20 protein-coding genes are annotated in these 23,233 nt (G+C 43.3%); 13 read left to right on the top strand and 7 right to left on the bottom strand.

What is annotated here, in order from left to right; translation table 11 throughout:
• Positions 1 to 343 precede the first annotated feature (343 nt).
• The 4 genes from M2277_RS08320 to phnE (M2277_RS08335) all read left to right on the top strand — a co-directional run bounded on the left by M2277_RS08320 (position 344) and on the right by phnE (M2277_RS08335) (position 3,988).
• Positions 344 to 1,444, top strand: coding sequence for a phosphate/phosphite/phosphonate ABC transporter substrate-binding protein (locus M2277_RS08320; protein WP_419144513.1), 1,101 nt, complete (start codon positions 344 to 346; stop codon positions 1,442 to 1,444).
• 121 nt (positions 1,445 to 1,565) lie between these two features.
• Positions 1,566 to 2,351, top strand: coding sequence for a phosphonate ABC transporter ATP-binding protein (gene phnC, locus M2277_RS08325; protein ID WP_036639109.1), 786 nt, complete (start codon positions 1,566 to 1,568; stop codon positions 2,349 to 2,351).
• A complete protein-coding gene (phnE, locus tag M2277_RS08330; protein ID WP_006210157.1) occupies positions 2,344 to 3,159 on the top strand; it encodes a phosphonate ABC transporter, permease protein PhnE in 816 nt (271 codons plus the stop codon). The genes phnC and phnE (M2277_RS08330) overlap by 8 nt, the downstream gene beginning before the upstream one ends.
• A gap of 22 nt (positions 3,160 to 3,181) precedes the next feature.
• Positions 3,182 to 3,988 (top strand): phosphonate ABC transporter, permease protein PhnE, encoded by an 807-nt coding sequence (gene phnE, locus M2277_RS08335; RefSeq protein WP_006210156.1) that lies wholly within the window; start codon positions 3,182 to 3,184, stop codon positions 3,986 to 3,988.
• 170 nt (positions 3,989 to 4,158) lie between these two features.
• Here phnE (M2277_RS08335) and M2277_RS08340 read toward each other — a convergent pair whose 3' ends face one another.
• Positions 4,159 to 5,748: a bifunctional metallophosphatase/5'-nucleotidase gene (locus M2277_RS08340; RefSeq protein ID WP_280754576.1), complete on the bottom strand. Its 1,590-nt coding sequence runs from the start codon at positions 5,746 to 5,748 to the stop codon at positions 4,159 to 4,161.
• Between the two features lie 394 nt (positions 5,749 to 6,142).
• Between M2277_RS08340 and M2277_RS08345 the strand changes: the two genes are divergently transcribed.
• The 6 genes from M2277_RS08345 (at position 6,143) to M2277_RS08370 (ending at position 14,124) form a co-directional block, all read left to right on the top strand.
• Complete coding sequence (locus M2277_RS08345) at positions 6,143 to 9,469, top strand: chitinase N-terminal domain-containing protein (RefSeq protein WP_280754577.1); 3,327 nt, start codon at positions 6,143 to 6,145, stop codon at positions 9,467 to 9,469.
• A gap of 350 nt (positions 9,470 to 9,819) precedes the next feature.
• A complete protein-coding gene (locus M2277_RS08350) occupies positions 9,820 to 10,398 on the top strand; it encodes a chloramphenicol phosphotransferase CPT family protein (protein WP_006210152.1) in 579 nt (192 codons plus the stop codon).
• Positions 10,399 to 10,545: 147 nt separating this feature from the next.
• Positions 10,546 to 11,550, top strand: coding sequence for a phosphotransferase enzyme family protein (locus M2277_RS08355; protein WP_280754578.1), 1,005 nt, complete (start codon positions 10,546 to 10,548; stop codon positions 11,548 to 11,550).
• A 693-nt stretch (positions 11,551 to 12,243) separates the two neighbouring features.
• A complete protein-coding gene (locus tag M2277_RS08360) occupies positions 12,244 to 12,612 on the top strand; it encodes an NUDIX hydrolase (RefSeq protein ID WP_280754579.1) in 369 nt (122 codons plus the stop codon).
• 211 nt (positions 12,613 to 12,823) lie between these two features.
• Complete coding sequence (locus M2277_RS08365; protein WP_036639117.1) at positions 12,824 to 13,114, top strand: hypothetical protein; 291 nt, start codon at positions 12,824 to 12,826, stop codon at positions 13,112 to 13,114.
• Between the two features lie 305 nt (positions 13,115 to 13,419).
• Positions 13,420 to 14,124: a dihydropteridine reductase gene (locus tag M2277_RS08370; protein ID WP_280754580.1), complete on the top strand. Its 705-nt coding sequence runs from the start codon at positions 13,420 to 13,422 to the stop codon at positions 14,122 to 14,124.
• A 187-nt stretch (positions 14,125 to 14,311) separates the two neighbouring features.
• Here the strand turns inward: M2277_RS08370 and M2277_RS08375 are convergent.
• The 4 genes from M2277_RS08375 to M2277_RS08390 form a co-directional block, all read right to left on the bottom strand.
• Positions 14,312 to 15,666 (bottom strand): IS3 family transposase gene (locus M2277_RS08375; RefSeq protein ID WP_156515017.1). Its coding sequence is split into 2 segments (ribosomal slippage): positions 14,312 to 15,213 and positions 15,213 to 15,666, totalling 1,356 coding nucleotides; the frame shifts between segments, so codons are not numbered across the junction.
• Between the two features lie 207 nt (positions 15,667 to 15,873).
• Positions 15,874 to 16,434 (bottom strand): cupin domain-containing protein, encoded by a 561-nt coding sequence (locus tag M2277_RS08380; protein WP_036643448.1) that lies wholly within the window; start codon positions 16,432 to 16,434, stop codon positions 15,874 to 15,876.
• 235 nt (positions 16,435 to 16,669) lie between these two features.
• Positions 16,670 to 17,089, bottom strand: coding sequence for a universal stress protein (locus M2277_RS08385; RefSeq protein WP_036643449.1), 420 nt, complete (start codon positions 17,087 to 17,089; stop codon positions 16,670 to 16,672).
• Between the two features lie 16 nt (positions 17,090 to 17,105).
• Entirely contained in the window at positions 17,106 to 18,569 is a 1,464-nt protein-coding gene (locus tag M2277_RS08390) for a SulP family inorganic anion transporter (RefSeq protein ID WP_076152815.1), read from the bottom strand.
• Between the two features lie 160 nt (positions 18,570 to 18,729).
• Here M2277_RS08390 and M2277_RS08395 point away from each other — a divergent pair, with 160 nt between their 5' ends.
• Entirely contained in the window at positions 18,730 to 19,272 is a 543-nt protein-coding gene (locus M2277_RS08395) for a recombinase family protein (protein ID WP_036643451.1), read from the top strand.
• A 502-nt stretch (positions 19,273 to 19,774) separates the two neighbouring features.
• Positions 19,775 to 20,944 (top strand): cation:proton antiporter, encoded by a 1,170-nt coding sequence (locus M2277_RS08400; protein ID WP_036643452.1) that lies wholly within the window; start codon positions 19,775 to 19,777, stop codon positions 20,942 to 20,944.
• A 533-nt stretch (positions 20,945 to 21,477) separates the two neighbouring features.
• Here M2277_RS08400 and M2277_RS08405 read toward each other — a convergent pair.
• Both M2277_RS08405 and M2277_RS08410 read right to left on the bottom strand, forming a co-directional pair.
• Complete coding sequence (locus M2277_RS08405) at positions 21,478 to 22,005, bottom strand: arsinothricin resistance N-acetyltransferase ArsN1 family A (RefSeq protein WP_036638462.1); 528 nt, start codon at positions 22,003 to 22,005, stop codon at positions 21,478 to 21,480.
• Positions 22,006 to 22,230: 225 nt separating this feature from the next.
• Complete coding sequence (locus M2277_RS08410; RefSeq protein WP_036638464.1) at positions 22,231 to 22,680, bottom strand: MarR family winged helix-turn-helix transcriptional regulator; 450 nt, start codon at positions 22,678 to 22,680, stop codon at positions 22,231 to 22,233.
• Positions 22,681 to 22,892: 212 nt separating this feature from the next.
• On the opposite strand from M2277_RS08410, the gene M2277_RS08415 reads away from it, so the two are divergent.
• The gene (locus M2277_RS08415; RefSeq protein WP_036638466.1) at positions 22,893 to 23,207 is read left to right on the top strand and encodes an ArsR/SmtB family transcription factor; all 315 of its coding nucleotides are present in this window, start codon (positions 22,893 to 22,895) and stop codon (positions 23,205 to 23,207) included.
• Positions 23,208 to 23,233: the final 26 nt, after the last annotated feature.

Consider the following 23,233-nt stretch of genomic DNA (forward strand, 5'->3'; position numbering starts at 1 on the left):
AATTAACGAACAAAAGCAGTCCGCCCTCATTTGAGGATGGACTGCTTTTTTTGCAGTATACCGTAGATCTTCCAGTTCGGAATACTTGTTTAACAAAAAGCGAGACTTTTGCAGGGCACTCCTTTGGGAGTCTTTTTTTTGACTGCAAGCTACGATTTAGATTTTGTCCCATCCCCCAGAGATTTGTTTTCATAAGGTTAACTATATGTAAATGAGCGTTTCAAATTTTTTACAGGTAGATAATCATTCGATAACAATAGGCTTGTATGATGAATTTGGGTTTGCAAAAGGAGAGGCTAGACACTCGGTGAATCCGAATTATAAAAAGTGGGGGTATTTGATAGTGAAAAACAGATGGATGTTAACTGCAGTATTTGCATTAGGCGTAGGCCTTCTTGCAGGATGCGGTTCTAACGGAAACACGGCAAACAACGGAGCAGCAGCGGATAATACGACGCCTGCACCTCAGACGAATACGGCGCAAGAATCAACACCTTCTGCAACAGAGATCAAGGAGCTTAAGGTCAGCTTCGTTCCATCCAAGGACCCAGACCAAATCATTACGGCAACAGATCCATTGAAGGATCTTCTGAAAGAGCAATTGGCTACGGAAGGCTACAATGTGGAAAAGGTTACGATCGATGTAGGTACGACTTATGAGGCGGTTGGTGAGGCTTTGACGGCAGGGACGACGGACATCGGGTTCATCCCGGGCGGAACGTATGCCCTGTATGATGACGGTGCAGATGTGATTCTGACTGCTACCCGTGCGGGTCTGTCCAACGATTCCGACAATCCGAAGGATTGGAACGACAATAAACCGACGGCACCTACAGACGAGCAAGCAACCTACTACCGTTCGATTGCCATTGCTGGCCCAACGGATAAAGGTAAAGAGCTGGCAGCTAAGGTAAATGCGGGCGAATCCTTGACTTGGGAAGAGCTGGACAGTGCAAACTGGGCAGTAATGTCCACTTCGTCTTCCGCGGGTTACATTTACCCGACACTGTGGCTTCAAAATAACTACAACAAGAGCATCACCGATCTGAAACATGTGGTGACTTCGGACTCTTACGGAAGCTCGTTCGCCCGTCTGGCGGCTGGTCAAGTGGATATCATTGTAGCTTTTGCTGATGCAAGAAGAGATTATGAAGAAAAATGGACAACCGAGTTCAGCCGTTCCGCTTCGATCTGGGATGAGACGAATGTGATCGGAGTTACGCAAGGAATCTATAACGATACAATCAGCGTAAGCAAAAACTCTTCGCTGATGGATGATCAATTCAAGTCTGCATTGCAAAAGGCCTTTATCGCCATTGCTCAAACAGACAAAGGAAAAGAAGTTATCGCCGTGTACAGTCATGAAGGCTACCAAGAAGCAAAATCCTCGGATTACGACAACGAGCGCAAGGCTCAAGAGCTGATCAAGAGTCAAAAGCAGTAATCCACGATCAAGGCGAGGAAGTTAGACGGAAGCTTTGGAATGAAATGAGTGCATCATGGCAACGTGATGCCCTCATTTTTTCACGTTTTTACGCAGACTAAAGGATCGGAGCTTATATGCCATGATTGAATTCAAACAGGTGGAGAAAAAATACGCAAACGGAACTACAGCCTTGAAAAATATTAATCTGTCCATCGAGCAGGGCGAATTCGTCGCCATCATCGGTCTCTCCGGTGCGGGGAAGTCTACACTGATCCGTTGCATTAATCGAATGCATGAGATTACCGGAGGCCAGCTCAATGTGGATGGCATAGATGTAGGGAAGCTGAAGGGCAGCCAGGTTCGCCGGTTCCGCCGGAGAATCGGCATGATTTTTCAATCCTTTAATCTGGTGACAAGAACTTCTGTGATCAAGAATGTACTGGTCTCCTTTGTCCCAGATCTGCCGTTGTGGCGCAAGCTGACTGGAATCTTCACTAAGGATCATAAGATCAAGGCGCTGGAGGCATTAGATAAAGTAGGCATCCTTGATAAGGCATATATGCGTGTGGATCAGTTGTCCGGCGGTCAGCAGCAGCGGGTAGCACTGGCGCGGACGCTTGCTCAGAATCCGGATATTATTCTGGCGGATGAGCCGATTGCCTCGCTTGATCCGGTGACATCCCGGATGGTCATGGATGATTTCAAACGTATTAATCAGGAGATGAACATCTCGGTGATTATGAATATTCACCATGTCGAGGTAGCACTGGAATATGCCGACCGCATTATTGGCATTCGCCAGGGCGAGGTTGTTTTTGACGGGGAGGCTTCCGGGGTCACAACGGCAGTACTTGGCGAAATTTACGGCGGCCGTTTTGAGGAGGAAATGTCAGTCCAAGCGGAGGCCGAGATTGCTTATGTATGACAAACTATTTCCACCTAAAAAGGTTGCTCTTCCGAACGGCAAGATCGTTCTGGAGAAACGCTCCCGCACACCACTGATTCTATTGCTCCTCCTTGTGGCAGTTGCTCTGTCCGTGGAATTTACGAATTTTAATCTAAACGTGTTGTTTGTGCGAATAGGCAAGCTGTTCGGGATGATTGGCGAAATGTTTCCGCCGGATTGGGCGTACTTTCCTAAATTGTGGGGGGCGCTTGTAGACACCCTGCAGATGTCGCTTATCGGCTCCATGATCGGCGCGCTGCTTGCGCTGCCTATAGCGATTTTGGCCTCCTCCAATGTCGTTCCAAACCGGTTGGTGACAGCCTTCTTTAAGATTATTCTGAGTCTGCTGCGTACCTTGCCAACCCTGGTCACCGCCTTGATTGCTACCTTTATCTTTGGCTTGGGGCCAACCGCGGGCGTGGTAGCCATTCTGCTGTTTACGCTGTCTTATGTAGGCAAGCTGCTGTATGAGCAGATCGAAAATGTGGATATGGGTCCATTTGAAGCGATGGAATCCATCGGTATGACAAGAATTCAGGCATTTCGCTATGCCATGTTTCCACAGGTGCTGCCAAGCTATTTGTCCAATTCGCTGTTCTGCTTTGAGGGGAATGTACGTTATGCGGCGATCCTGGGATACGTGGGTGCGGGCGGAGTTGGCCTGTTGATTAAAGAAGATTTGGGCTGGCGTGATTATCAGAATGTAGGGATGATCATTTTGGCATTGGTCATCACGGTTTATCTGATCGAGACGACTAGTGAGCATTTCCGTAAAAAGCTGATTTGATGAAAGAGAGGAGGTTAGTTTAGTGACGACGATTGAGAAGCAACTTCAGGCCCAACCTCGTAATATGCGGTATGTGCTGACGCTTACGGTGATTATTATTGCACTGTTTGCTTGGTCGCTTGCTGCTGTTAATTTGAAGGATATCAATCAGAGCGGTCTCAAAATCGCTCAGAATATAATAACGGGAATTTTGAATCCTGACTTGAACTTGCTCTTGAGCGTTTCAAAACAGAGCGTATTGTATTTGCTGCTTGAGACGGTAGCCATTGCATTTTTGGGGACCATTGTAGGGGCGATCTTATCCGTTCCGCTTGCCTTTCTGGCTGCTTCGAATATCGTACCCAAGCCGGTGGCTTGGCTTACCCGCCTGCTGCTGATCTTCATCCGGACGATTCCTGCCCTCGTGTATGGCTTGATGTTCATCCGCGTCTCCGGTCCTGGACCGTTCTCAGGTGTGATGACGATAGGGATTACGTCGGTCGGAATGCTGTCCAAGCTGTATGTGGATGCTATTGAGGAGCTCGATACCAAGGTGCTTGAGTCCATGACCTCGATTGGCTGCACGACCTTTGAAAAAGTACGCTACGGCATCTTGCCGCAATTGATGTCGTTGTTCCTCTCGGTAATGATTTACCGGTTCGATATGAATATGCGCGAAGCATCTATCCTGGGCTTGGTTGGAGCAGGAGGGATCGGTGCCCCGCTGATCTTTGCCATGAACGGGTATAAGTGGAATCAGGTCGGGGCGATTCTGATCGGATTGGTTATACTGATTCTGATCATCGAGTGGATATCCAACAAGCTTCGGACTAAGCTGGTAAAAGGATAAGCGGGAGACAGGCTGCTGGTGCTGCCTAGTTGCCCTAAAAGCAACTAATTCGGCGTTTCCGATGAGGAAATTCGCCACCAACTTTAACTGAAAAAGGGCGACGTCAGAGAATGTGTCTCTGGCGCCGCCTTTTTCATTGTGGATTTAGGGGAAGAGACTGCCTAATAATCTCAGTAAACAACCTCCCAATTATGATTGCAAGTCGCCTGGATCACGCCCACCCGGGAAATGTAATCTGCAAGAATCTCTGTCATATCGGTCGGAATTTCACGAACCACAGGCGCGTCCTTCAGCATGTCGAAGTTACCGCCACCGCCAGCCCGGTAGCTGTTCATGACAACATCGAAGCTTTCATCCGGATCCACAGGCGTTCCGTGGCGTTCCAATCTGACCACCCGCTGCCCGGCGGGCCTTGAGATATCGAGCGTATAGTCGATACCTTCCCACATATCATAATTGAAATGCTGCGGCTTTGGCTCCAGATAAGACGGCGCAATGCACAGTCCATCACCGGTCTCATTCACCTCAAAGTACTCAGCAGTCTGCTCCAGCATGGCTAGGATGTCGCTTCCCCTCATGCGGATAACCTTTAACGTATTAGGATAAATGTAGTTGGACACCACATCCCGCATGGTAATGATTTCTCCGAAGCCTCTGGCTTCATTGGTAAAGATGGCAGCCAGAGAGAGGTCAGCCCCGGTCACCTCCATCTGAATCCGATTTATCATTTCCGTAAAGGCATGATCTGCCTGGCGAGCTGTGAACGGATCGGGAATCGAGAGATCTCCCTCGGTGCGGCCTATGGGTTGATCGAGCCAATGCTGCGTTTGCCGTTCATCCTCAGCAAATAGAGCCAGAAAATCCTCATCCGCCTGATCCGCTTCATCTACAAGAAGCAATGAGGAAGATTTGCCCGATAGCCGCCATCCCTTCTCTGGAACCGCCTGAAATTCAAGCTCTACCTTTGCAATCGCTTGTCCGGCACTGCCAGGCTGTGTAATGACTACCCCGTTAATCTCCCCGTTTAACAGGCGGTGCTGGTGGCCGGTAAGCAGTATGTCGACACCCTGGATTGTTTCACATATAGCATAGCCTTGATTTTCACCGGTTAAGGGTTCGGTCGCTTCACCAGTCATGGGATCGCGTTCGAAGCCCCCGTGATAGCTCAAAATCACCGCATCCGGCTGTTCCGTCGAACGAATCTTGTCTACCCAGTACTTGGCAGCACCCAGCGCATCAATAAAGGACAAGCCTTCGATGTGATTCGGCTCCTCCCAATTCGGAATAAAGTGGGTGGTAAGTCCGAGCAGGGCGATGCGAATGCCTTGCGGAAGCTCAAAGATCCGATATGGCTTGCCGAATGCAGGCTTTCCGTCAGTCTTGTTTACAATGTTAGCAGATAACCAGGGACAATCGGAATCACGGATCGCCTGTCGAAGCAGCTCCTGTCCGTAGTTGAATTCGTGATTCCCAAGGACAGCTGCATCATATCCAAGTGCATGAAGCGCTCGGGCTGCAGGATGCAGACCGTGGCGGTTTAACTTGGCATAGTGATACATCAGCGGCGTTCCTTGAAGCAAGTCTCCGTTGTCAATCAGGAGCAGATTGGTGCTCCGGCTTCTCTCTTTCTGAATCAGACGTGACAGCTTGGCAAGGCCAAGCGGCTTGTCGCCAGGGCCACGGTAATCGGTCGGATACAGGTGACCGTGAATATCGCTCGTATGCAGAATCGTCAGATTTATAGAATTCATAGATGTCATCAATGGCTGCCTCCCATGCTGATCAGATAAATGTGGAACTTAAATGGAATACAGCTATTATAAACAACTACTTACGTGTCATGGTAAACGCAGTGTTATTTTTGAAGAACACAGATGAAAAGAAAACGGTATCGGAAGCCTATGCTACTTAGCGTTCACCTTTGTGAACATATGTTTACTCGATGATGGGATTAGTGCAATCAGAGAATTCCGGGAACAACAGCGATCGTAAGAACAACACTTCATACGTTGGTTGCCCCTAGTGTACACTCATGAGTTCAACTGATATAGGCATATAAATTTCTTTTAATTTTACGTAACCTGGCTTTTAAGCTAATAATCACATGTCAAAATAAGGGGGTAAAACTACTCTAAATCTCATGGGAGGGAAATTATGAGCAGAAAGCTGGTTGGACTTGGAAAGAAGATCGGGACGAAGTGGTTGGGGATTGGACTTGCTGTATCCTTGGCATTTACGATTCAACTGGAACTAGGCGCGATTCTCGCACCAGTGCATGCCGAGGGTCCGAACGATCCCGCACCCTATATTGCTGCCAAAGTGGTAAATGAGAATGCCGGCAAGAAAATTCTTTTTGACAACGCTCATGCCCAGACCGCAGGTGCCGCAGACTGGGTTATTGACGGCGGATTTTCCGATTTTGGACAAGCACTGGCTGCTGACGGATTTGATGTCGCCGAGCTGCGCAAGTCAACACCGATTACTTACAACGATCTAAGCGGCTATTCCGTATTTGTTATTGCTGAGCCGAACGTTCCCTTCAAGCAGAGCGAGCAGGCTGCGATGGAGCTGTATGTACAAAATGGAGGAAGTATTTTCTTCATAGGCGACCACTATAATGCTGATCGCAACAAGAACCGCTGGGATGGCTCCGAGGCGATCAACGGGTATCGCAGAGGGGCTTGGGAGGATCCGACTAAGGGCATGAGTTCGGAAGAGAGAAACTCGGAGGCGATGCAAGACGTCGTCAGCTCGGATTGGCTCGCAGACCATTTCGGAGTTCGCTTCCGGTATAACGCATTGGGCGATATCACGGCTAATCATATTGTAGAACCGGATCAGGCCTTTGGAATCACCGAGGGAGTTGACGGAATTGCGATGCATGCCGGTTCTACACTAGCGATTACCGATCCGGCCAAGGCCAAGGGCATTGTGTATCTTCCGCAGACGAATGAGTCATGGGGAAATGCGGTCGATCAGGGCGTATATAACGGCGGCGGCATGGAGGAGGGACCTTATGTTGCCGTAGCCAAGGTTGGGTTGGGTAAAGCAGCCTTTATCGGTGATTCCTCTCCGGTAGAAGATGCCACACCAAAGTATTTGCGCGAAGAAACAGGAGCTAAAAAGACAACCTATGATGGCTTTAAGGAGCAGGATGATGCCGTTTTGTTAGTCAATATGATCAATTGGCTGGCTGATCAGGAGAGTTATACAAGTCTGGCACAAGTCGGTGACCTTCAATTGGATGAGGTAACTGAGCTGCATTCCTTCGAAGCGCCACAGGCTTCAACGGAGCCTCAGTCTGAACCTTGGTCTACGCCGGCCGCGGGTTATAAATGGTGGGACAGATCGACCTTCAAGCCGGGTTCTTACGGCGGTGCTACAGTGAGCGCATCGCCAGTCTACAGCTTTGTTCACCAATCCGTTTTACCGAATGCAGCAGAGTTTCAAATCCGTGTTCTTATCGAGAACCTGCCTGCCAATTCAACGGTGACCGGATTTAGCACAGGGATCTATTTGACGGGTGGAACCCAGGTAGCTATGACGCAAAGAGCAGACGGAACCTGGCCAACCGCGTATGGATATGGGGACACCTTCAGCTTGACCGCCGATAGTCAAGGGCGGGCCTATAAGGATTTGACGATACGCGTCAAGCCAGGCTCTTCCGGGGTAGCCAATCTTCGATTGCGCCAGAACGGCAATAATCTGTTGACCCAATCCGTGACTTTAGGTAACGTGCCTGCCGAGCCATTGCCGGATGCAGGCAGCTCGATTCCGGAATTGATTACGATAGCGGAAGGAAGAAGCAAGCCAGAAGGAAGTCTGATCACGGTTCAAGGTACTGTAACGACTGAACCAGGGATCTATGGAGGACAAACCTTCTATTTGCAGGATGCTACCGGCGGAGTCTATGTGTATCAGAGCAGCACGGGATTTCATCAAGGTGATGTGGTAAAGCTTACAGCCTCAACCACCCTTTATAACACAGAGCTGGAATTAGCGAGCCCGGTCTTAATCGAAAAGGTGGGTACGGAGGAACTGCCGGAGGCGGTTAAGGTCGACTCTGTAAATGCTGCCAATCAAGGCCAACTGATTGCACTTCAGCAGGTGAAAATCACGAATATCATTACGGCATCCCCATCGGGCTCCTTCGAATTTGATGCGATCAGCGCGAGTGGGGTCAGCAACCACGTCCGCGTGGATGTTAGAACTGGGCTGAGCTTGGGCGATTTTCCTTATGAAGAAGGACAAATTGTTAATCTTCAAGGTGTATCCTCGATCTTTAAAGACGTATATCAATTGAAGGTTCGGGGAATAAGCGATATTTCACTTGCTCAGGCGAACGTTCCTCCGGAAACCTCTGCCGCTCTATCGGAGCAACCGAACTCGAACGGTTGGATTAACCGGAATGTGACCCTTACTTTGACGGCTACAGGTCCGGAGCCGGCATCGACCATCTATTGGTTGAATGACGGAGCTGAGTCCGAATACTCGGGTCCTGTGGTTGTCGACAGAGAGGGAATCAACATCATTCAATACTACTCTTCTGCCGGTGGTGTGACTGAAGAGGTGAAGACGATGGAAATCAAATTGGATAAGACAGCCCCTGCCGTGACGTTGACTCAATCGGGGAGCCGAATCGGAGACGTATGGGAGCAGGATAACCTGAAGTTTGAGCTTCACAGCACGGACGAGATCTCCGGCGTCATTACCCAGAAGGTCCTACTGGACGGACAACTGATTGAAGAGGGTCAGACGATCAGCGCCAAGGAGCTGGGAGCAGGAGAGCATGTCATTGAATACCGCGTAGAGGACGCCGCAGGCAACGTGGCCTCAGACCGGGCTGTATTCCAGGTGAAGCAGCCGAATGCCGCCGCAGCGCCGGGCATACCTGTACTGTCAGACAATAATGGTTATAATACAGGCCTTCGAGACGGAAATTATAAGGTGACGATGAATTTGTGGTGGGGAAATAACGGCTCGGAGTTCAAACTTTATGAAGACGGCATCCCGATTCAAACCATCCCATTAAAAGAGGCTTCTCCCTCGATGCAGACGGCTTCTGTCGATATTAAGGGAAAGGCCAATGGCGTATATACGTATGTCGGCGAATTGGTCAATGCATGGGGCGTATCGCAGTCGGAGCCGCTTCGCGTAACGGTGACGGATGCTTCGCCGGGCAAGCCCGTATTGTCGCACGATAATTGGGACGGAGATGGCAGCTATCTGATTAGCGCCAACCTGTGGTGGGGGACGAATGCTGCCGAATACCGTCTCTATGAGAACGGCGTACTGATCGACACCCAGGCTTTGACCAACACTTCGCCTGGTATGCAGGCGGCTGTCACGGAAATCCATGATCGGGCGCCAGGTACTTACGAATATTATGCCGAATGGATCAATGCTGCAGGCGTAACGCAAAGCGACCGTATTCAGGTCCGCGTCGGAGCATCGGGCTTCAAGCCGCAGCACGCCGCTTAATTCATTTTATAGGATGACTCGTGAAAGGCCGATCGGACCGGGGGAGTTCGGAGCCGATTGGTCTTTCTTGTCCTGTGAGGGAATAGAACATAATCTCATAGAAAGTCGCTAATTTAGCGGCTTTTTGTTTTATTCGTACAAGTTCTTGTCCGATTGCCGAATAGGACAAAAACACGATCCGATTACCGCTTAGATAAGTATCTAACTGAATTATACAGCTATTTCATTAAGCGAAAGGCAGGATAGTTTAATCGCTTCTCGAATATTTTATCAGTTGGATAATTGAATGAACTGTGTGAATATAACGTTGTCTGAATGATACGTAAATCTTATATCCGAGGGTGATTTGTTTGAAGCAAGGACTCATTGTGTTTATGAACGGAACTTCAAGTTCAGGAAAGACTAGTATTTCTATGGAACTGAAAAATCAGAAAGAGATTCCTTTTCATCATTTATCCATAGACGATTTTTTTGGTAATTACGATGATTTTATTGATACTAAATTTCCAGATATTGAACCTACAAGAGAAGTGGATGATGTCGGACAAATACTTTTTGATCCCATAATGTCAGTGTACTATGCAACAATTAAATTGTTTTCAGAAATGGGTTTGAATGTCATCGTCGATACCGTAATCGACAATGACAAGCGGTTTAATGACTATCTTGATGTACTTTTTGATCATCCTACATTATTCGTAGGTGTCCTATGCTCGAAAGAAGAACTCACAAGAAGAGAGCAAATACGAGGAGATCGACAGATTGGACTAGCAAATTCCCAGTTCGACAAAGTATATTGTTTTAATGAATATGACCTTGAGGTAAATACGGAAGAGCTGAATCCAACAGAATGTGCCGAAATGATATTAAGTTTTATTAAGTCCGATAAGGATTACTCGGCATTTAAGAAATTAAGTAAAAGATATTAGGGTTTCATAGAAGGCGAATTCATCAGATAACAACGTATTCAAGCATCGAGGATATCGCCATCCCTCGGTCTGCCCGTGGGATTTGCTTCTTGGAGTGAGAATTGTTTATGTCACCAGGTATCCATCTTATTAAATTGAGGTAACCGAATGACATCAGGAAAAAGGCTCTTTCGCGAGAGAATAGTTCAATCACGACTCAATTACCCAAGGAGAACTCATGGACCACAAATTAAACCACTGTTTCTGGATGAACACACCATAGAAGGTGCCGCGCGATTTGGTTTGAGCTTGAAGGAGCTGTCCTTCATTGGAGGATTTCAAAATTTCATCTATTCCTACACTTGCGAAGGATGCAAATACATTCCCCGTTTCACACCTAGCACTCTGCGTACTCAGAAAGGACTTGAAGCCGAATTAGAGTGGATCCGTTATCTCGCAGAGAATGGAATGTCAGTCTCAGAACCGATACCTTCGGATCAAGGAATAGACGTCGAATGTGTCTCTGGGAAGATAGTCGATTTCTACGCGACCTCCTTCAAACACGCTCCCGGCCGTAAAATCGGATACCCGGAATGTCTAAATAATCCCATGCTCTATGAGCAATGCGGATGCATGACCGGCCATCTACATGATCTGGCCAAACGTTATGAACCTTTGGCCAGAAGACACTCGTGGGAGCGCAACGATTACCTTTTACACGCTCGGGAGTATTTACCACCCGAGCATGCACCAATCCTTCGTGTCCTTGATGAACTTAAAGAGCGTTTGGCTAGTCAGCCTGTTACTCCAGATAATTTCGGTCTGATTCACGGGGATATCAATGCAGGGAATTTTATGGTCGACGAAACAGGTGAAATCACACTCTTCGATTTTGACGAATGCCAATACAGTTGGTATGCCGAGGACATTGCCATTCAACTTTATTATTTGCTTTATGTATTCGGGGAAGATTCGAAGTCTGAACGGAAAATGCAATACGAACTCTTCATCGAACATTTTGCACTAGGCTATACTGAAAATGGCCGACGGCTGCCAGAAGGCTGGAAGGAACAGTTGTCACTCTTCCTTAAACTTCGCGAAATAATTGTATTCGTTGTATATACCGGAGCTGGGATTTACGTCAGCCGGACAATTGGACTCGCGATTTTCTGAAAGATAGTCGGATGAGGATCATCAATGGATTTTCGTTGATCGACGAATTCCTATAGTGTTCAAATGATGAATAGCGCTGAACTACAGGAAACGATAACACCATGAACAAAAGGCTGCCGAGATCATCGGCAGCCTTTTCAGCTAACAGGATAATCCAACTGGTCACCGAATAATTAACTCTGGTTTTAGAACTTAAAATAAAGAATAAGGGTGAATTATGTGCCAAATGATTACGTTTGGGGGATTTTCGTTGTTGATGTTTCAACTTGCTTTCCAAATTTCTTTCCAATAGGTATTTACACCACCCGTGATTTAGCACTTAAGGACGTCAAATCTTTGCCAAGAGATCACAATTATCAATTACTTCGAATGCCGCTAAATAATAACTTCGCATATTACCATAATAAGAGTAGTAAGTTGGTTGGGATGGATGCGATCCATCATGAACATTTTAATTTCAAAGATGAAAGCAAAACTGATTAGTTGCTACACGAGCAAAAGACAGTTAAATGTTAGTATCGAGGGGCAAAAACATAATCCCATAGAAAGTCGCCTTACATAATGAGTTAATTACCAATCATCGTTAAGTTAACAGACACGATAGGTTAATAAGAATAAGTAAGCTATGAAGGACAAGATTCAAATTAAGTTGGTATGCAATAAGAAAAAGTTTTAACAACTATCGGAGGACGATTGACAAAGGACGAATCAATTATTGATGGTCTCAACAGAGAGGTTATGGAAGAAGCAGGATTAGTTTTGTCAGAGGAAAAATCACTCTTTGCAAGTTGGTATTGGAAGGAGCTCGATGCATATAGGCTTTATTATTTAGTTAAGGTAAAAGAATTTGTAGAAATTCCTAATGGTTTTGAGACAACGGGATATGTAATTACGAATTTTAAAACTGCTATCGACATGATAAAAAACAGAAGGAAGAGAGGAAAGAATAGAGGTCATCAGAAGAGCAGGAATATTGTCGGGGCAACTTATAGAAAAGGAACAGTAAAAAAACAAAGTACTATTTTCTCTCTTGGTACGTACAGCTTCAGCCAACCTAATTAATATTCGTCACTAACTCTGTTCCAACATCACACACTTCGCATAAAAAGAACGTCTTCTGTTCATAACTCGTGGAGATGACCGACATGAGTAGCTACCGCAGTGGCAAACTACCAGCTTTAAATATATCCCGATAAGAAACCAAACTTTATTTGATACAATGTGTTTTATATATGTGTAGATACTTAAAAAAGTCTTAGTAGGAGGAGAAGCAATGCAGGAAAAAATCAATACAAAGATTTTGATTGGAATCTTAATTTGTCTTATACTTATTGCTCTTAAGCCATTCCCCCAAAATAATGAACCTGTTTTTCCACCGTCCGTTAGCGAGTCAGTTGTACAGCTAGCTGAGAACAGAATAGCCATAGTTGAAACAGAAACTAATTCTGGACTGAGTGGAGATATCATTGTTTTAGAGTTCAATGAGGATAGGAAGACCTTTGAACCTATTGGAAGGTATAATTATCTTGATTTTTTTAGAAATCCTGAAAAATACAATTTCTAGATTAAAAAATTAAATTTTTAAAAACTCATTGATGATTTAGATCCAACGGTTTTTTTATTTTTGGTTTTATTTTGCTAAACGAAGATGGATAAAAATTCATAAGGTGAAAAGAACGCAAGTTACAGCAAAGGGTACAAGTTCTTGTCCTAACTCAACGACAAGAACTAATACAATCCCGTTGGATCAAGAAGCCCACGTCAGGGCTCAGAATCAAATCATCGAGTTAGCGAACCTTTTAATTGAGAATTGTTATCACTTGTTGTATATTAAAAACAATACATATAATGGAGTAGGGAGGATATATCATGCAAATATATTGGATTAAAATAAATAAGATTATTGAAGAAACACCGGAGGTTAAAACGTACCTCCTCGATTGTCCGAAAGACTTTACATGGGAAGAAGGTTCCCACACCCACTTCGCACTGGAAGGGTTTAATGCCGGAGATAAACCAAACCGCAGCCTGATTCGCCACATGTCAATCTCTACTTTACCGCACGAAAAATCAATCGGTATCACAACACGAATCAGAGAGCAGTGTTCTGAGTTTAAAACGATTTTAAGAAATCTTAAAGTCGGCGATGAAGTTGCCATATTTAAAACTCATTCGAATGTACCGCTTAAAAGAGAAGACAAAAATGTTTACCTGCTGTCATCAGGTGTCGGACTGGCAACTTTCAGACCGCTTGTTCTTGATTATTTCGAACGCGCTGACCATGTCAATCAAATTCATTCCCTGAACATAGATTCATCAAAAGATTTCTTATTTACTAATATTTTCGAATCCGTTCCTGACAAGAAGTTCACATCACAGTTCGTCGATAATCGTACAGACTACTATGAAGAAGTGAAAAATCTTGCTACAGACAAGGATGGACTGTTCTATGTTGTCGGCAGCGACGAATTCCTCCTTCAGAACATTGAAGTACTGCGTGAGCAGGGCATTAAGCCGGAACAGATTATGCTCGACAAGCGTGAACAACAACTACCTGAGTTTTTATCATTTTGATATGTCAATTTAAGTTATTGTTTCGATCAGATGACTATGAATATAGCAGTAGAGTGGATTTATTGATATATAACCGTTTGATATAAAACTGTTGAGGGATATGGCTTTGGGGTGTATACATACGCCATAGTCCCATTAAAAGTCGCTATTATGAAGTGACCCCCAAAAGTTAGACACGGTTATTTCATTAGGCAGCTTTCTCAAAATGAGTTCGGTACTGTACCGGACTCATTTTTAATTTTGCCTTTAACCGTTTGGTATTGTAGTATTCAACATACTTTTTTAGTTCTTCCTTAAAATGTTCCACACTTTCAAACTCTTTGTAGTACAGAAACTCCGACTTAAGAATGCCGAAGAAATTCTCTATGACGGCATTGTCGTAACAATTCCCTTTTCGTGACATGCTTTGGAGAATGCCACTCGACTTAAGCGCATGGCGATACGGCTTCATTTGGTAATGCCATCCTTGATCTGAATGAAGGAGAAGTTGGTGTTCTTCTGGCAGACGCTTCAGTCCTGCATCCAGCATCTCGGATACCAGAGAATAGGTTGGTCGTGAACCCATGGTATAGGTGATAATTTCCCCGTTGAATAAGTCCAAAATGGGCGATAGATACAGCTTTTCTCCAAATAACTTAAACTCCGTAATGTCCGTCACCCATTTCTCATTTGGCGCCCCAGCCGTGAACTGGCGGTCCAGATGATTCGGTGCAATCTTGCCGACGGTCCCTTTATATGACTTATACTTTTTCATGCGAACCAGGCATTGAAGGCCCATCTTCTTCATGAGTCTCTGAACCTTTTTGTGGTTAACTTTCCACCCACGGACTGCCAGTTCATCACGAATACGGCGATATCCGTAACGTCCATCATGTTCCACGTAAATGGACTGGATTTCAGCCCCCAACTCGGCATTCGGATCTGGTTGGTTCATACGCTTTATAAGGTTGTAATAGGTGCTGCGCGGGATACCAGCCAGCTGTACGAGTGCCTTCACCGGATATTTATGCCTTAGTTGCCAGACGGCTTGTGCTTTGTCTTGTTTGGTGATTTTTCCTTGTTTCGAACTAAGGCATTCAACTTTTTTAGATACTCATTTTCCATTTCAAGCTGTTTGATACGTTCTTCGAGTGCTTCGACAGACCCTTGAACTACGGATCGTTTGGTAGACGAATTGGAATTTTTCTTCATGGATGGACGCCCTTTCTTTTTTGGCTCAAGGGCTTCTAAACCGCCTGTCTCCATCTTTCTCTGCCAGGAATACAACATGGAGAAGTCCGGAAGCTTAAACAAAACAGCGGTATCCATGAGAGAAGCGTCTGATTGAGCCATATGACTGAGTACGTCCAGTTTAAAGCTTGCCGGATAATTTGTATAGCCGTTAGTAAAGACAGTCTCACCATGCATCTCATAGAGCTTCAACCAATATTGGAATTGAGACTTGGTAACGCCCACTTGATTTGCGTATTCGGTCTGAGATAGAAGATCAGAGTCATACCCTTGAATTAATGCCAATTTGCTATCCTTAGTAAATTTAGTCATAAAAAAACTGCACCTCCAACTATTAGATGTGTCTAACAATTGGGGTGCAGTTCAGTCCATCAAACCGACAAGCTTTTTTTATGGCTAACACGTTAAATCTGATGGGATTCTTTGAGCAGGATGAGGCGGAGTTTTGAAAGGGGAATAAATACAGCGGCTAACTGAGATGTCAAAACCCAAGTTTGCCGCTGTTTTAATTTAATGTTACTATCCTTTATTGTACCTAGCATACATGGCATCTGCTTTTGTTTCATGAACCGTGCCATATGGATGCTCAGGAGGAGCATAGATCACGTATACTTTTAGTGGTACATTACCCATATTGGTTACATTGTGCCATTTTCCAGCCGGTATCATGATCGCATAATCATCATAGGCCATTTTTTGAAAATCCAGATTATCTTTACTATCACCCATTTGAACAAGTCCCTGACCTTGTTCAATTCGTATGAATTGATCAGTTGTTGGATGAACTTCTAAACCAATGTCATCTCCAACATTAATGCTCATTAGTGTCACTTGTAAGTGCTTCCCTGTCCATAAAGCGGTTCGGTAAGTATTGTTTTGTTTAGTTGCTTGATCAATATTCAACACAAGCGGTCTTTGCCCATAATCTGTTAATTTCAAATTTTCATTATAACGACTCCAGTTGGTATTGTTCCAACTTGAATAATGAGGATTCAAATAATTGCTCCAGTTTTGGTTATTACAGTAGTTATGCGTAGGATTATGCCCTTGATAAGGGTGGCATGGATGATAGCGATACATATTCATTCTCCTCTTTATGGTTTCGTAATTTTCTTTTCATCCTATGCAGTTGCCTATTTAAACGATTCGAAAATGGGCTGGAGCCTATGACTTAAGAATGAAGGTGGTTAATCGTAAGGCGAAAACTTTGAAGTTAATGAGGTTTTTGAAGAAGCGTTATCAGTTTGATTAAGTACTTAAAGATTAAAAAAACATGCCCTATGCTTTTGACATAGGTCATGTTTAATTATTTGTTCTACTTTACCACCATAACAGGGCACTGAGCTCTCTTGACTACTTTATGGCTGACACTTCCTAAAACAAATTCTTGAAATGAATTAAGGCCTCGACTACCTATAATGATAAGATCAACACTTTCCTTTTTCGAGTAATCAACAATTGTGGGGCCCGGATCACCAATGACTATTGTGATTTGATGATTCACGCTTTTGTTTCCCAGTTCTTCTGTAACTGGTAATAGTTTTTGCTTCCGTTTTAATTCAATTTCTTCATGGTTTTGTGAATGGAGCACCTCTTCTTTTATTTTTGTTGGATCTACAGCGTACAGAACTTCTACTGTTGCACCTTCAGCAAGAGATGCTAACCGAGCTGCTTCAGCTGCAGCGCGAACGGAGTTCTTTGAACCGTCCGCAGCAAGTAAAATATGTTGATACATGGATATCACTCCTGTTCTAATGAGATTTTAATTGCGCGTTAGAATCGTGGTATACAGCTAATCTATTTACAATTTTTTCACTTGATGCATTGAGTCCTTTAATGGTGACACGATTATGATTAGCACGGTACTTAATTACAACTTTATCTACGGCGCCGACCCCTGAGTCATCCCAAATGTGCGCATTCGAAAAGTCGAGAACAATGTCTTTGTCTGTGACGTTGTAATCAAATGCGTTGACGAATCCTTCTACAGATGCAAAAAAGAGTTGGCCAGAGATCTTGAACGTTGTTTTATTCCCCCTGATTTCGCTTGTAACACTTACCTTTGATATTTTAGAAGCAAAGAATATGGCACTTAAGATGATTCCTAAGAGAACCCCAATTGCAAGGTTGTCCGTAACAACGACAACAATGACAGTAGCCAGCATGACAAAAGCATCACTTTTAGGGGCTTTTCTTACATAGGAGAATGATGACCAGTCAAAAGTACCTATTGATACCATGATCATGATCCCAGCCAAGACAGGCATTGGAATTTGTACCACAACTCCACCTAGAACAATAATCAGAAACATCAGAAACACACCAGCTACAAATGTCGACAACCTAGTACGACCGCCCGATTTTACATTGATGACAGACTGTCCGATCATCGCGCAGCCAGCCATGCCACCGAAGAAACCCGTAATGATGTTTGCGATGCCTTGTCCACGAGCTTCCTTATTTTTGTTACTCTCTGTTTCGGTCATATCATCTACAATCGAAGAGGTTAGAAGAGATTCAACCAAACCCACAACGGCTAGGGAAATCGAGTAAGGGAAGATGATTTGTAACGTTTCAAGATTAAATGGGATGTTAGGGATTAGAAAAGAGGGTAAGGATTGAGTGATGACTCCCAATTCACCGACAGTTCCCAAATCTAGATTGCCCCATATTGCTGCGGCAGTGAGCACAACAATAGCGATAAGAGGCGCAGGAATAGCTTTGAAGAAGCGGGGTAATACATATACAATAATGAGAGTAACAGCCACGAATATATAGGTCAGAGTTGAAATTCCTACAAAATGCGGTACCTGAGCCATAAATATTAGAATAGCAAGAGCATTAACAAAACCAATCATGACAGCTCTCGGTATGAATTTCATGAGTTTGCCGATTTTGAATATTCCAAACAGCAATTGGATGATGCCCGTGAGGACAGTTGCCGCCAATAAATACTGAATGCCATGTTCCTTTACGAGCGGAACCATAAGTAAGGCCATTGCTCCGGTAGCAGCGGAAATCATCCCTGGCCGACCACCTATAAAAGATATAATTACAGCGATACAAAATGAAGCATATAGTCCTACCATTGGATCAACACCAGCGATAATTGAAAATGCAATCGCTTCTGGAATAAGAGCCAAAGCTACCACGATACCAGCCAAGATATCGCTTTTGGTGTTAGAAAACCATTCTTGTTTAATCCGTTCAATCACTTGTACTTCCACTCCTTATCATTTGCTATGACTTTTACTTTTAAAGTCATGACCGGTTCTAGTACATTGATATTATCACGGATTGCACCAAAATGGAACCTTTTTGGTCCCTTATATGTGTTATAATTTTATAAAGTCATACGTGATTAGGAGTTTTAATATGATATTTGGTTACATGAGACCCTCTCAGGATGATCCACATTGTCAAAATCAACTAGAAATTTTAAAAAGAAAGTCCTGCGATCACTTATTTAAAGAAGAACACTCATCTGCGAAAAAGAGAACTCAATTAGAATTGATGTTGGATCGACTCATGCCTGGAGATACAATAGTTGTGACCAGACTATTTTCGCTCGCTGACTCGACGAGGCATCTTAGTGAATTATTGGATCAATTTCAAATCCGACAAGTCCATTTGTATTCATTGAATGAAAACCTAAACACCCGAGAAGATTCCGGTCGTTTATTCCATAAACATGTGGAAACTATCCTAGAATTTCAAGGGGATTTAATTAGTGAAAGTACCAAAAAAGGGCTGGATGAGGCTAAGGAAAAAGGTACGAAGTTAGGACGTCCACGCAAGCTTGATGAGAACGTGATGAAGGCGATCCAGATGTATGAAAGCAATAAATATACACTTGCACAAATACGTGAAGAAACAGGGATTAGTAAAACAACCTTGTATCGATACCTCGAAAATTAAACGTAATTTAATCAACGGGGCGATAGTTATTTATTCGTTGCTGTTACTTGGAAACCACTACTTATTGTTTGCTTTAGGATTTGTGAATAAGGTGGAGATTGTGAGACGCGGTTAGGTTTGACAGTAAAATGAACACGAACTGACCGTAAGTTGACTCTATGTTGAACACCACATGACGGTTTGCCCGTGACAGTATGTAACCATAGAAAAGGCGAGAATGACACGCACGGCTGCATGAATGCGGCAAATGACCGGGGCGTAACTCTTCTCGCTTTTTCTGTTGTTGAGAAACCAATAAACAACACGCGTTTTAATACGCCCTTAGATTGAGTTTTAACGAATTTTATGTAGATAATCGTATACGGGGATGTATTCGGGGGTTTAATGGTCTTTTAAACCTATTTAAATAGCTCTCATGCCTATATTGACCTAGGATTTTGAGTAGATTATATTTATCCAGAACGCGTTCGAATACGAGTTAAAGACAGAGGGAGAAGATAGGATGGAATTTGTTTGGTATTTAGTTCTTATTTTGCTTTTCACTAAACTAGCTGGAGACTTATCAGTACGTTTAGGTCAACCAGCTGTACTTGGAAAACTAATTGTCGGGATACTTCTAGGTCCTGCCGTACTTGGTTGGATAGATAGTAATGAATTTATCCATTACGTATCAGAGATAGGAGTATTGCTGCTTATGTTTATTGCTGGTTTGGAAACAGATGTAGAACAACTGAAGAAGAATTGGAAATCAGCAGTCGCTGTTGCTGTTGGTGGAATTATACTACCTTTCATCGGAGGGTATGGAGTTGCAGAGTTATTTGGTTTTTCAGTTAATTACGCCCTTTTCATGGGAGTGTTGTTTAGCGCAACTTCCGTAAGCATTTCTGTTCAAGTATTAAAAGATCTGGATCGTCTTGGTTCGAAAGAAGGAACGACTATCCTTGGGGCAGCTGTAGTAGATGATATTTTGGTCGTCATTCTACTCGCTTTCATGATGAGTTTCCTGGGCACGGGTCAGGAAATATCCATGGGCCTTCTTATAGGTAAGAAGGTGTTATTTTTCGTCGGTGTTATTATTGCAGGATGGCTTATTGTTCCTCATGTCTTGAAGTGGCTCTCCAGTTTAAAGGTTACAGAGCCTGTGATTTCAATTGCACTTGTCGTGTGTTTTGGATTTTCTTATTTCGCAGATTTGATGGGGATGGCCGGTATAATTGGTGCATTTGCTGCGGGAATAGCTATCTCACAAACGGCCTTAAAGCACACCGTTGAACAAAAAATCGAGCCCATCGCGTATTCGATTTTTGTCCCTGTCTTTTTTGTAAGCATTGGGCTCAATGTATCCTTTCAAGGAGTTAGTCAACAAGTAGGCTTCATTGTAGTATTGACCATAGCCGCAGTTCTGACCAAATTGCTGGGAGGTGCTCTTGGAGCGAGAATTACAGGTTTTAATAACTTATCATCATTTGCTGTCGGAGCTGGCATGGTATCAAGAGGGGAAGTTGCATTAATCATTGCTTCCACAGGCCTACAAGCAGGACTTCTACTACCAGAATATTTCACATCTGTTGTCATTGTGGTTATTCTGACGACATTAATTGCTCCACCGTTGTTGAAGATCCTTTTTCAACCACAAAGTAAATTGAATAGCTCCAAAGAAATCGGGCTATAGTGGACTATAAGGGGTTGATTTAAATATCGAAGCTCTATCTGTTTTCATATAAGCCAAAGAACGAAGGTTGGACCGAAGATTGCGTTAATTTTCATCTGGATAGTTTGTATGACATCAAACATCTTCATGATCGTGTATACCTTATCAAGACGGATGATGATGTTGATTTATTAGATAAGTATCTCCTTGAATGTTTTAGGAACAACGATAGTTACTTTCTGTTGCAAATTAGCGAAATGCCTATTAGGCACCGTCATCAAGGTCTCATTTCTGAGGATATTTCCACGTGGTTGCAGCTATAAAGGAGGAAAGAAAAGCGAACTATCCTCTGATAGTTCGCTTTTCTATTGCAATAATGAGGAAATCAGAGAATGCTTGCGAAACACTATAATTGATATTGTTATATCGAATTCGTTCAATGTAGAATATAGCCGAAATAATACAAAAAAATATACTTTCATTTATAATTGTAGGTATACTAAGGTCATCATATTCGAAAGTACTGTTAAGCACTAATCCGAAATAATAGTAAATTAACACTGGAGGAACGCTTTAGGTTTTTTTATATTTATTAATTTCTCCATGATCTTAACATCCACATATCTCCCATCCAAGACCCCTTGCTTTTCAAATACCCCCACATCACGGTAACCAAGTTTATGATATAAGCCTTGACCATTTTGATTAAATGGAAAGGTGAACAACACGATTTTATAAAAGTCTTTTTCTTTAGCAATCTCCTCAAGACGCTGGAGAAGTATACTTCCAATTCCTTTACCTCTGAAGGCTCGATCGATGTATATGGATAGGTCGGCAACACCGTCATAAGCACATCGTTGAGAAAAAGGGTTAAGGGAAGCCCAGCCGATTACGACATCTTCGTACTCAGCTACAATGACTGCATAACGATTTTGGTGTTGTTGAAACCAGTTATTCATGTATGCAATATCTTTTTGATCAACTTCTAGCGTAGCTATACGATCCTCGATTCCTTGATTATAAATGTTCAATATTCGTTCCACATCATCAGTGACTGCTGCTCTAATCGAAGTGGTTTTCATAATCAGTTCCTCCTATGTAGGAAATTTAAGCTTAGCAGCAGGAAACACAGCAGGCATTCCTGCGCGGTTGCCTTGAAAATGAGAATGAAATACGAGATTTTTTTCTATTGAGTTCTTTATTGGTTATCTCTCGGCTTTTTTGAATGTGAAGGTCACTTTTCATTAAATACTCTGCAACGTAAGAATGGAGCAGCATCGTAATTCATCTCCTATATAATAAATTTATTATTCAGATAATGGGCCGCAGCATTTATTGGATTTCGCCATCGCGTCGTTAAAAATTTTAACGGAATGAAGAACTGTTTCTTTTTCGAAATCGGTCATATAAGAGAATACTTCGTTAAGATAGTCATTCATCTGCATATCAATTGTTGTTGCTACAAATTTACCCTCCGTCGTAAGGGCAAGTGTGTGAACTCTTCGGTCCTGCGGATCTGGTGTTTTTTTAACTAAATTCATTTTGATTAGGGATTGGACCTGCCGGCTAAATGTCGTAATATCGGTTCCTAGTGTTTCAGCAATCTGTTGCATCGAAGGATTGTGCTGCCGGTCCACTTCGTATAAGATGTGGCTTTGAACTAAAGAAACGTCGTTTCCTCCGATACTGCAGCAGTTTTTATTAAGTAGACCAAACCTTCGGGTCATGATTTGAAACAACTCACGAGCATTTTCCATTTTCGAATCACCTCTTGTCATAGTTATACAACATATATTTGCAACATGCAAGTAATACAATTCTATGGCTTGTGATCAGTTCTTTTGTATATTGGAGTTTGATTTTGAATATACTCCAATATAAATCAAAAAAAATTGATGCTTGACGTGTTTAATGCGACTTGCTACAATGGCCACATCAAAATAATTTGATGGAAAGATGAGGTGACAACATGAAGGTCTCCCTTATACAAGAAGACGTTTTGAGCCTATACGAACAAAAGTTTAAAGCCCTATCTGATAAAAATCGGCTGAGAATCATTTATGAACTAAATCAACGAGGTAAAGTATGTGTTTGTGACCTAACTGACATGCTGGAACTGCCTCAATCAAAACTGTCTTACCATCTAAAAATGTTGCTAGATGCAAATATTATATTGATGGAACGCATCGGAAAATGGAACTATTATCAATTAAACGATGAAGAAATCAAAGGATTATTATCCGAAAAGCTATGCTGTGTTTTCTATCCTAATACAAAAACATAATTTTTTTATCTCATACATCAAAAAAA

The organism is Paenibacillus sp. LBL, assembly GCF_029893715.1.
Classification (GTDB): domain Bacteria; phylum Bacillota; class Bacilli; order Paenibacillales; family Paenibacillaceae; genus Paenibacillus_AQ; species Paenibacillus_AQ glucanolyticus.

Bases quoted from the DNA above. Each gene is read 5' to 3' on its own strand.
- phnC (WP_036639109.1), top strand. From the start codon at position 1,566: ATGATTGAATTCAAACAGGTGGAGAAAAAATACGCAAACGGAACTACA.
- phnE (WP_006210157.1), top strand. From the start codon at position 2,344: ATGTATGACAAACTATTTCCACCTAAAAAGGTTGCTCTTCCGAACGGC.
- M2277_RS08340 (WP_280754576.1), bottom strand. From the start codon at position 5,748: ATGACATCTATGAATTCTATAAATCTGACGATTCTGCATACGAGCGAT.
- M2277_RS08345 (WP_280754577.1), top strand. From the start codon at position 6,143: ATGAGCAGAAAGCTGGTTGGACTTGGAAAGAAGATCGGGACGAAGTGG.
- M2277_RS08355 (WP_280754578.1), top strand. From the start codon at position 10,546: ATGACATCAGGAAAAAGGCTCTTTCGCGAGAGAATAGTTCAATCACGA.
- M2277_RS08365 (WP_036639117.1), top strand. From the start codon at position 12,824: ATGCAGGAAAAAATCAATACAAAGATTTTGATTGGAATCTTAATTTGT.
- M2277_RS08370 (WP_280754580.1), top strand. From the start codon at position 13,420: ATGCAAATATATTGGATTAAAATAAATAAGATTATTGAAGAAACACCG.
- M2277_RS08380 (WP_036643448.1), bottom strand. From the start codon at position 16,434: ATGTATCGCTATCATCCATGCCACCCTTATCAAGGGCATAATCCTACG.
- M2277_RS08385 (WP_036643449.1), bottom strand. From the start codon at position 17,089: ATGTATCAACATATTTTACTTGCTGCGGACGGTTCAAAGAACTCCGTT.
- M2277_RS08395 (WP_036643451.1), top strand. From the start codon at position 18,730: ATGATATTTGGTTACATGAGACCCTCTCAGGATGATCCACATTGTCAA.
- M2277_RS08400 (WP_036643452.1), top strand. From the start codon at position 19,775: ATGGAATTTGTTTGGTATTTAGTTCTTATTTTGCTTTTCACTAAACTA.
- M2277_RS08405 (WP_036638462.1), bottom strand. From the start codon at position 22,005: ATGAAAACCACTTCGATTAGAGCAGCAGTCACTGATGATGTGGAACGA.
- M2277_RS08410 (WP_036638464.1), bottom strand. From the start codon at position 22,680: ATGGAAAATGCTCGTGAGTTGTTTCAAATCATGACCCGAAGGTTTGGT.
- M2277_RS08415 (WP_036638466.1), top strand. From the start codon at position 22,893: ATGAAGGTCTCCCTTATACAAGAAGACGTTTTGAGCCTATACGAACAA.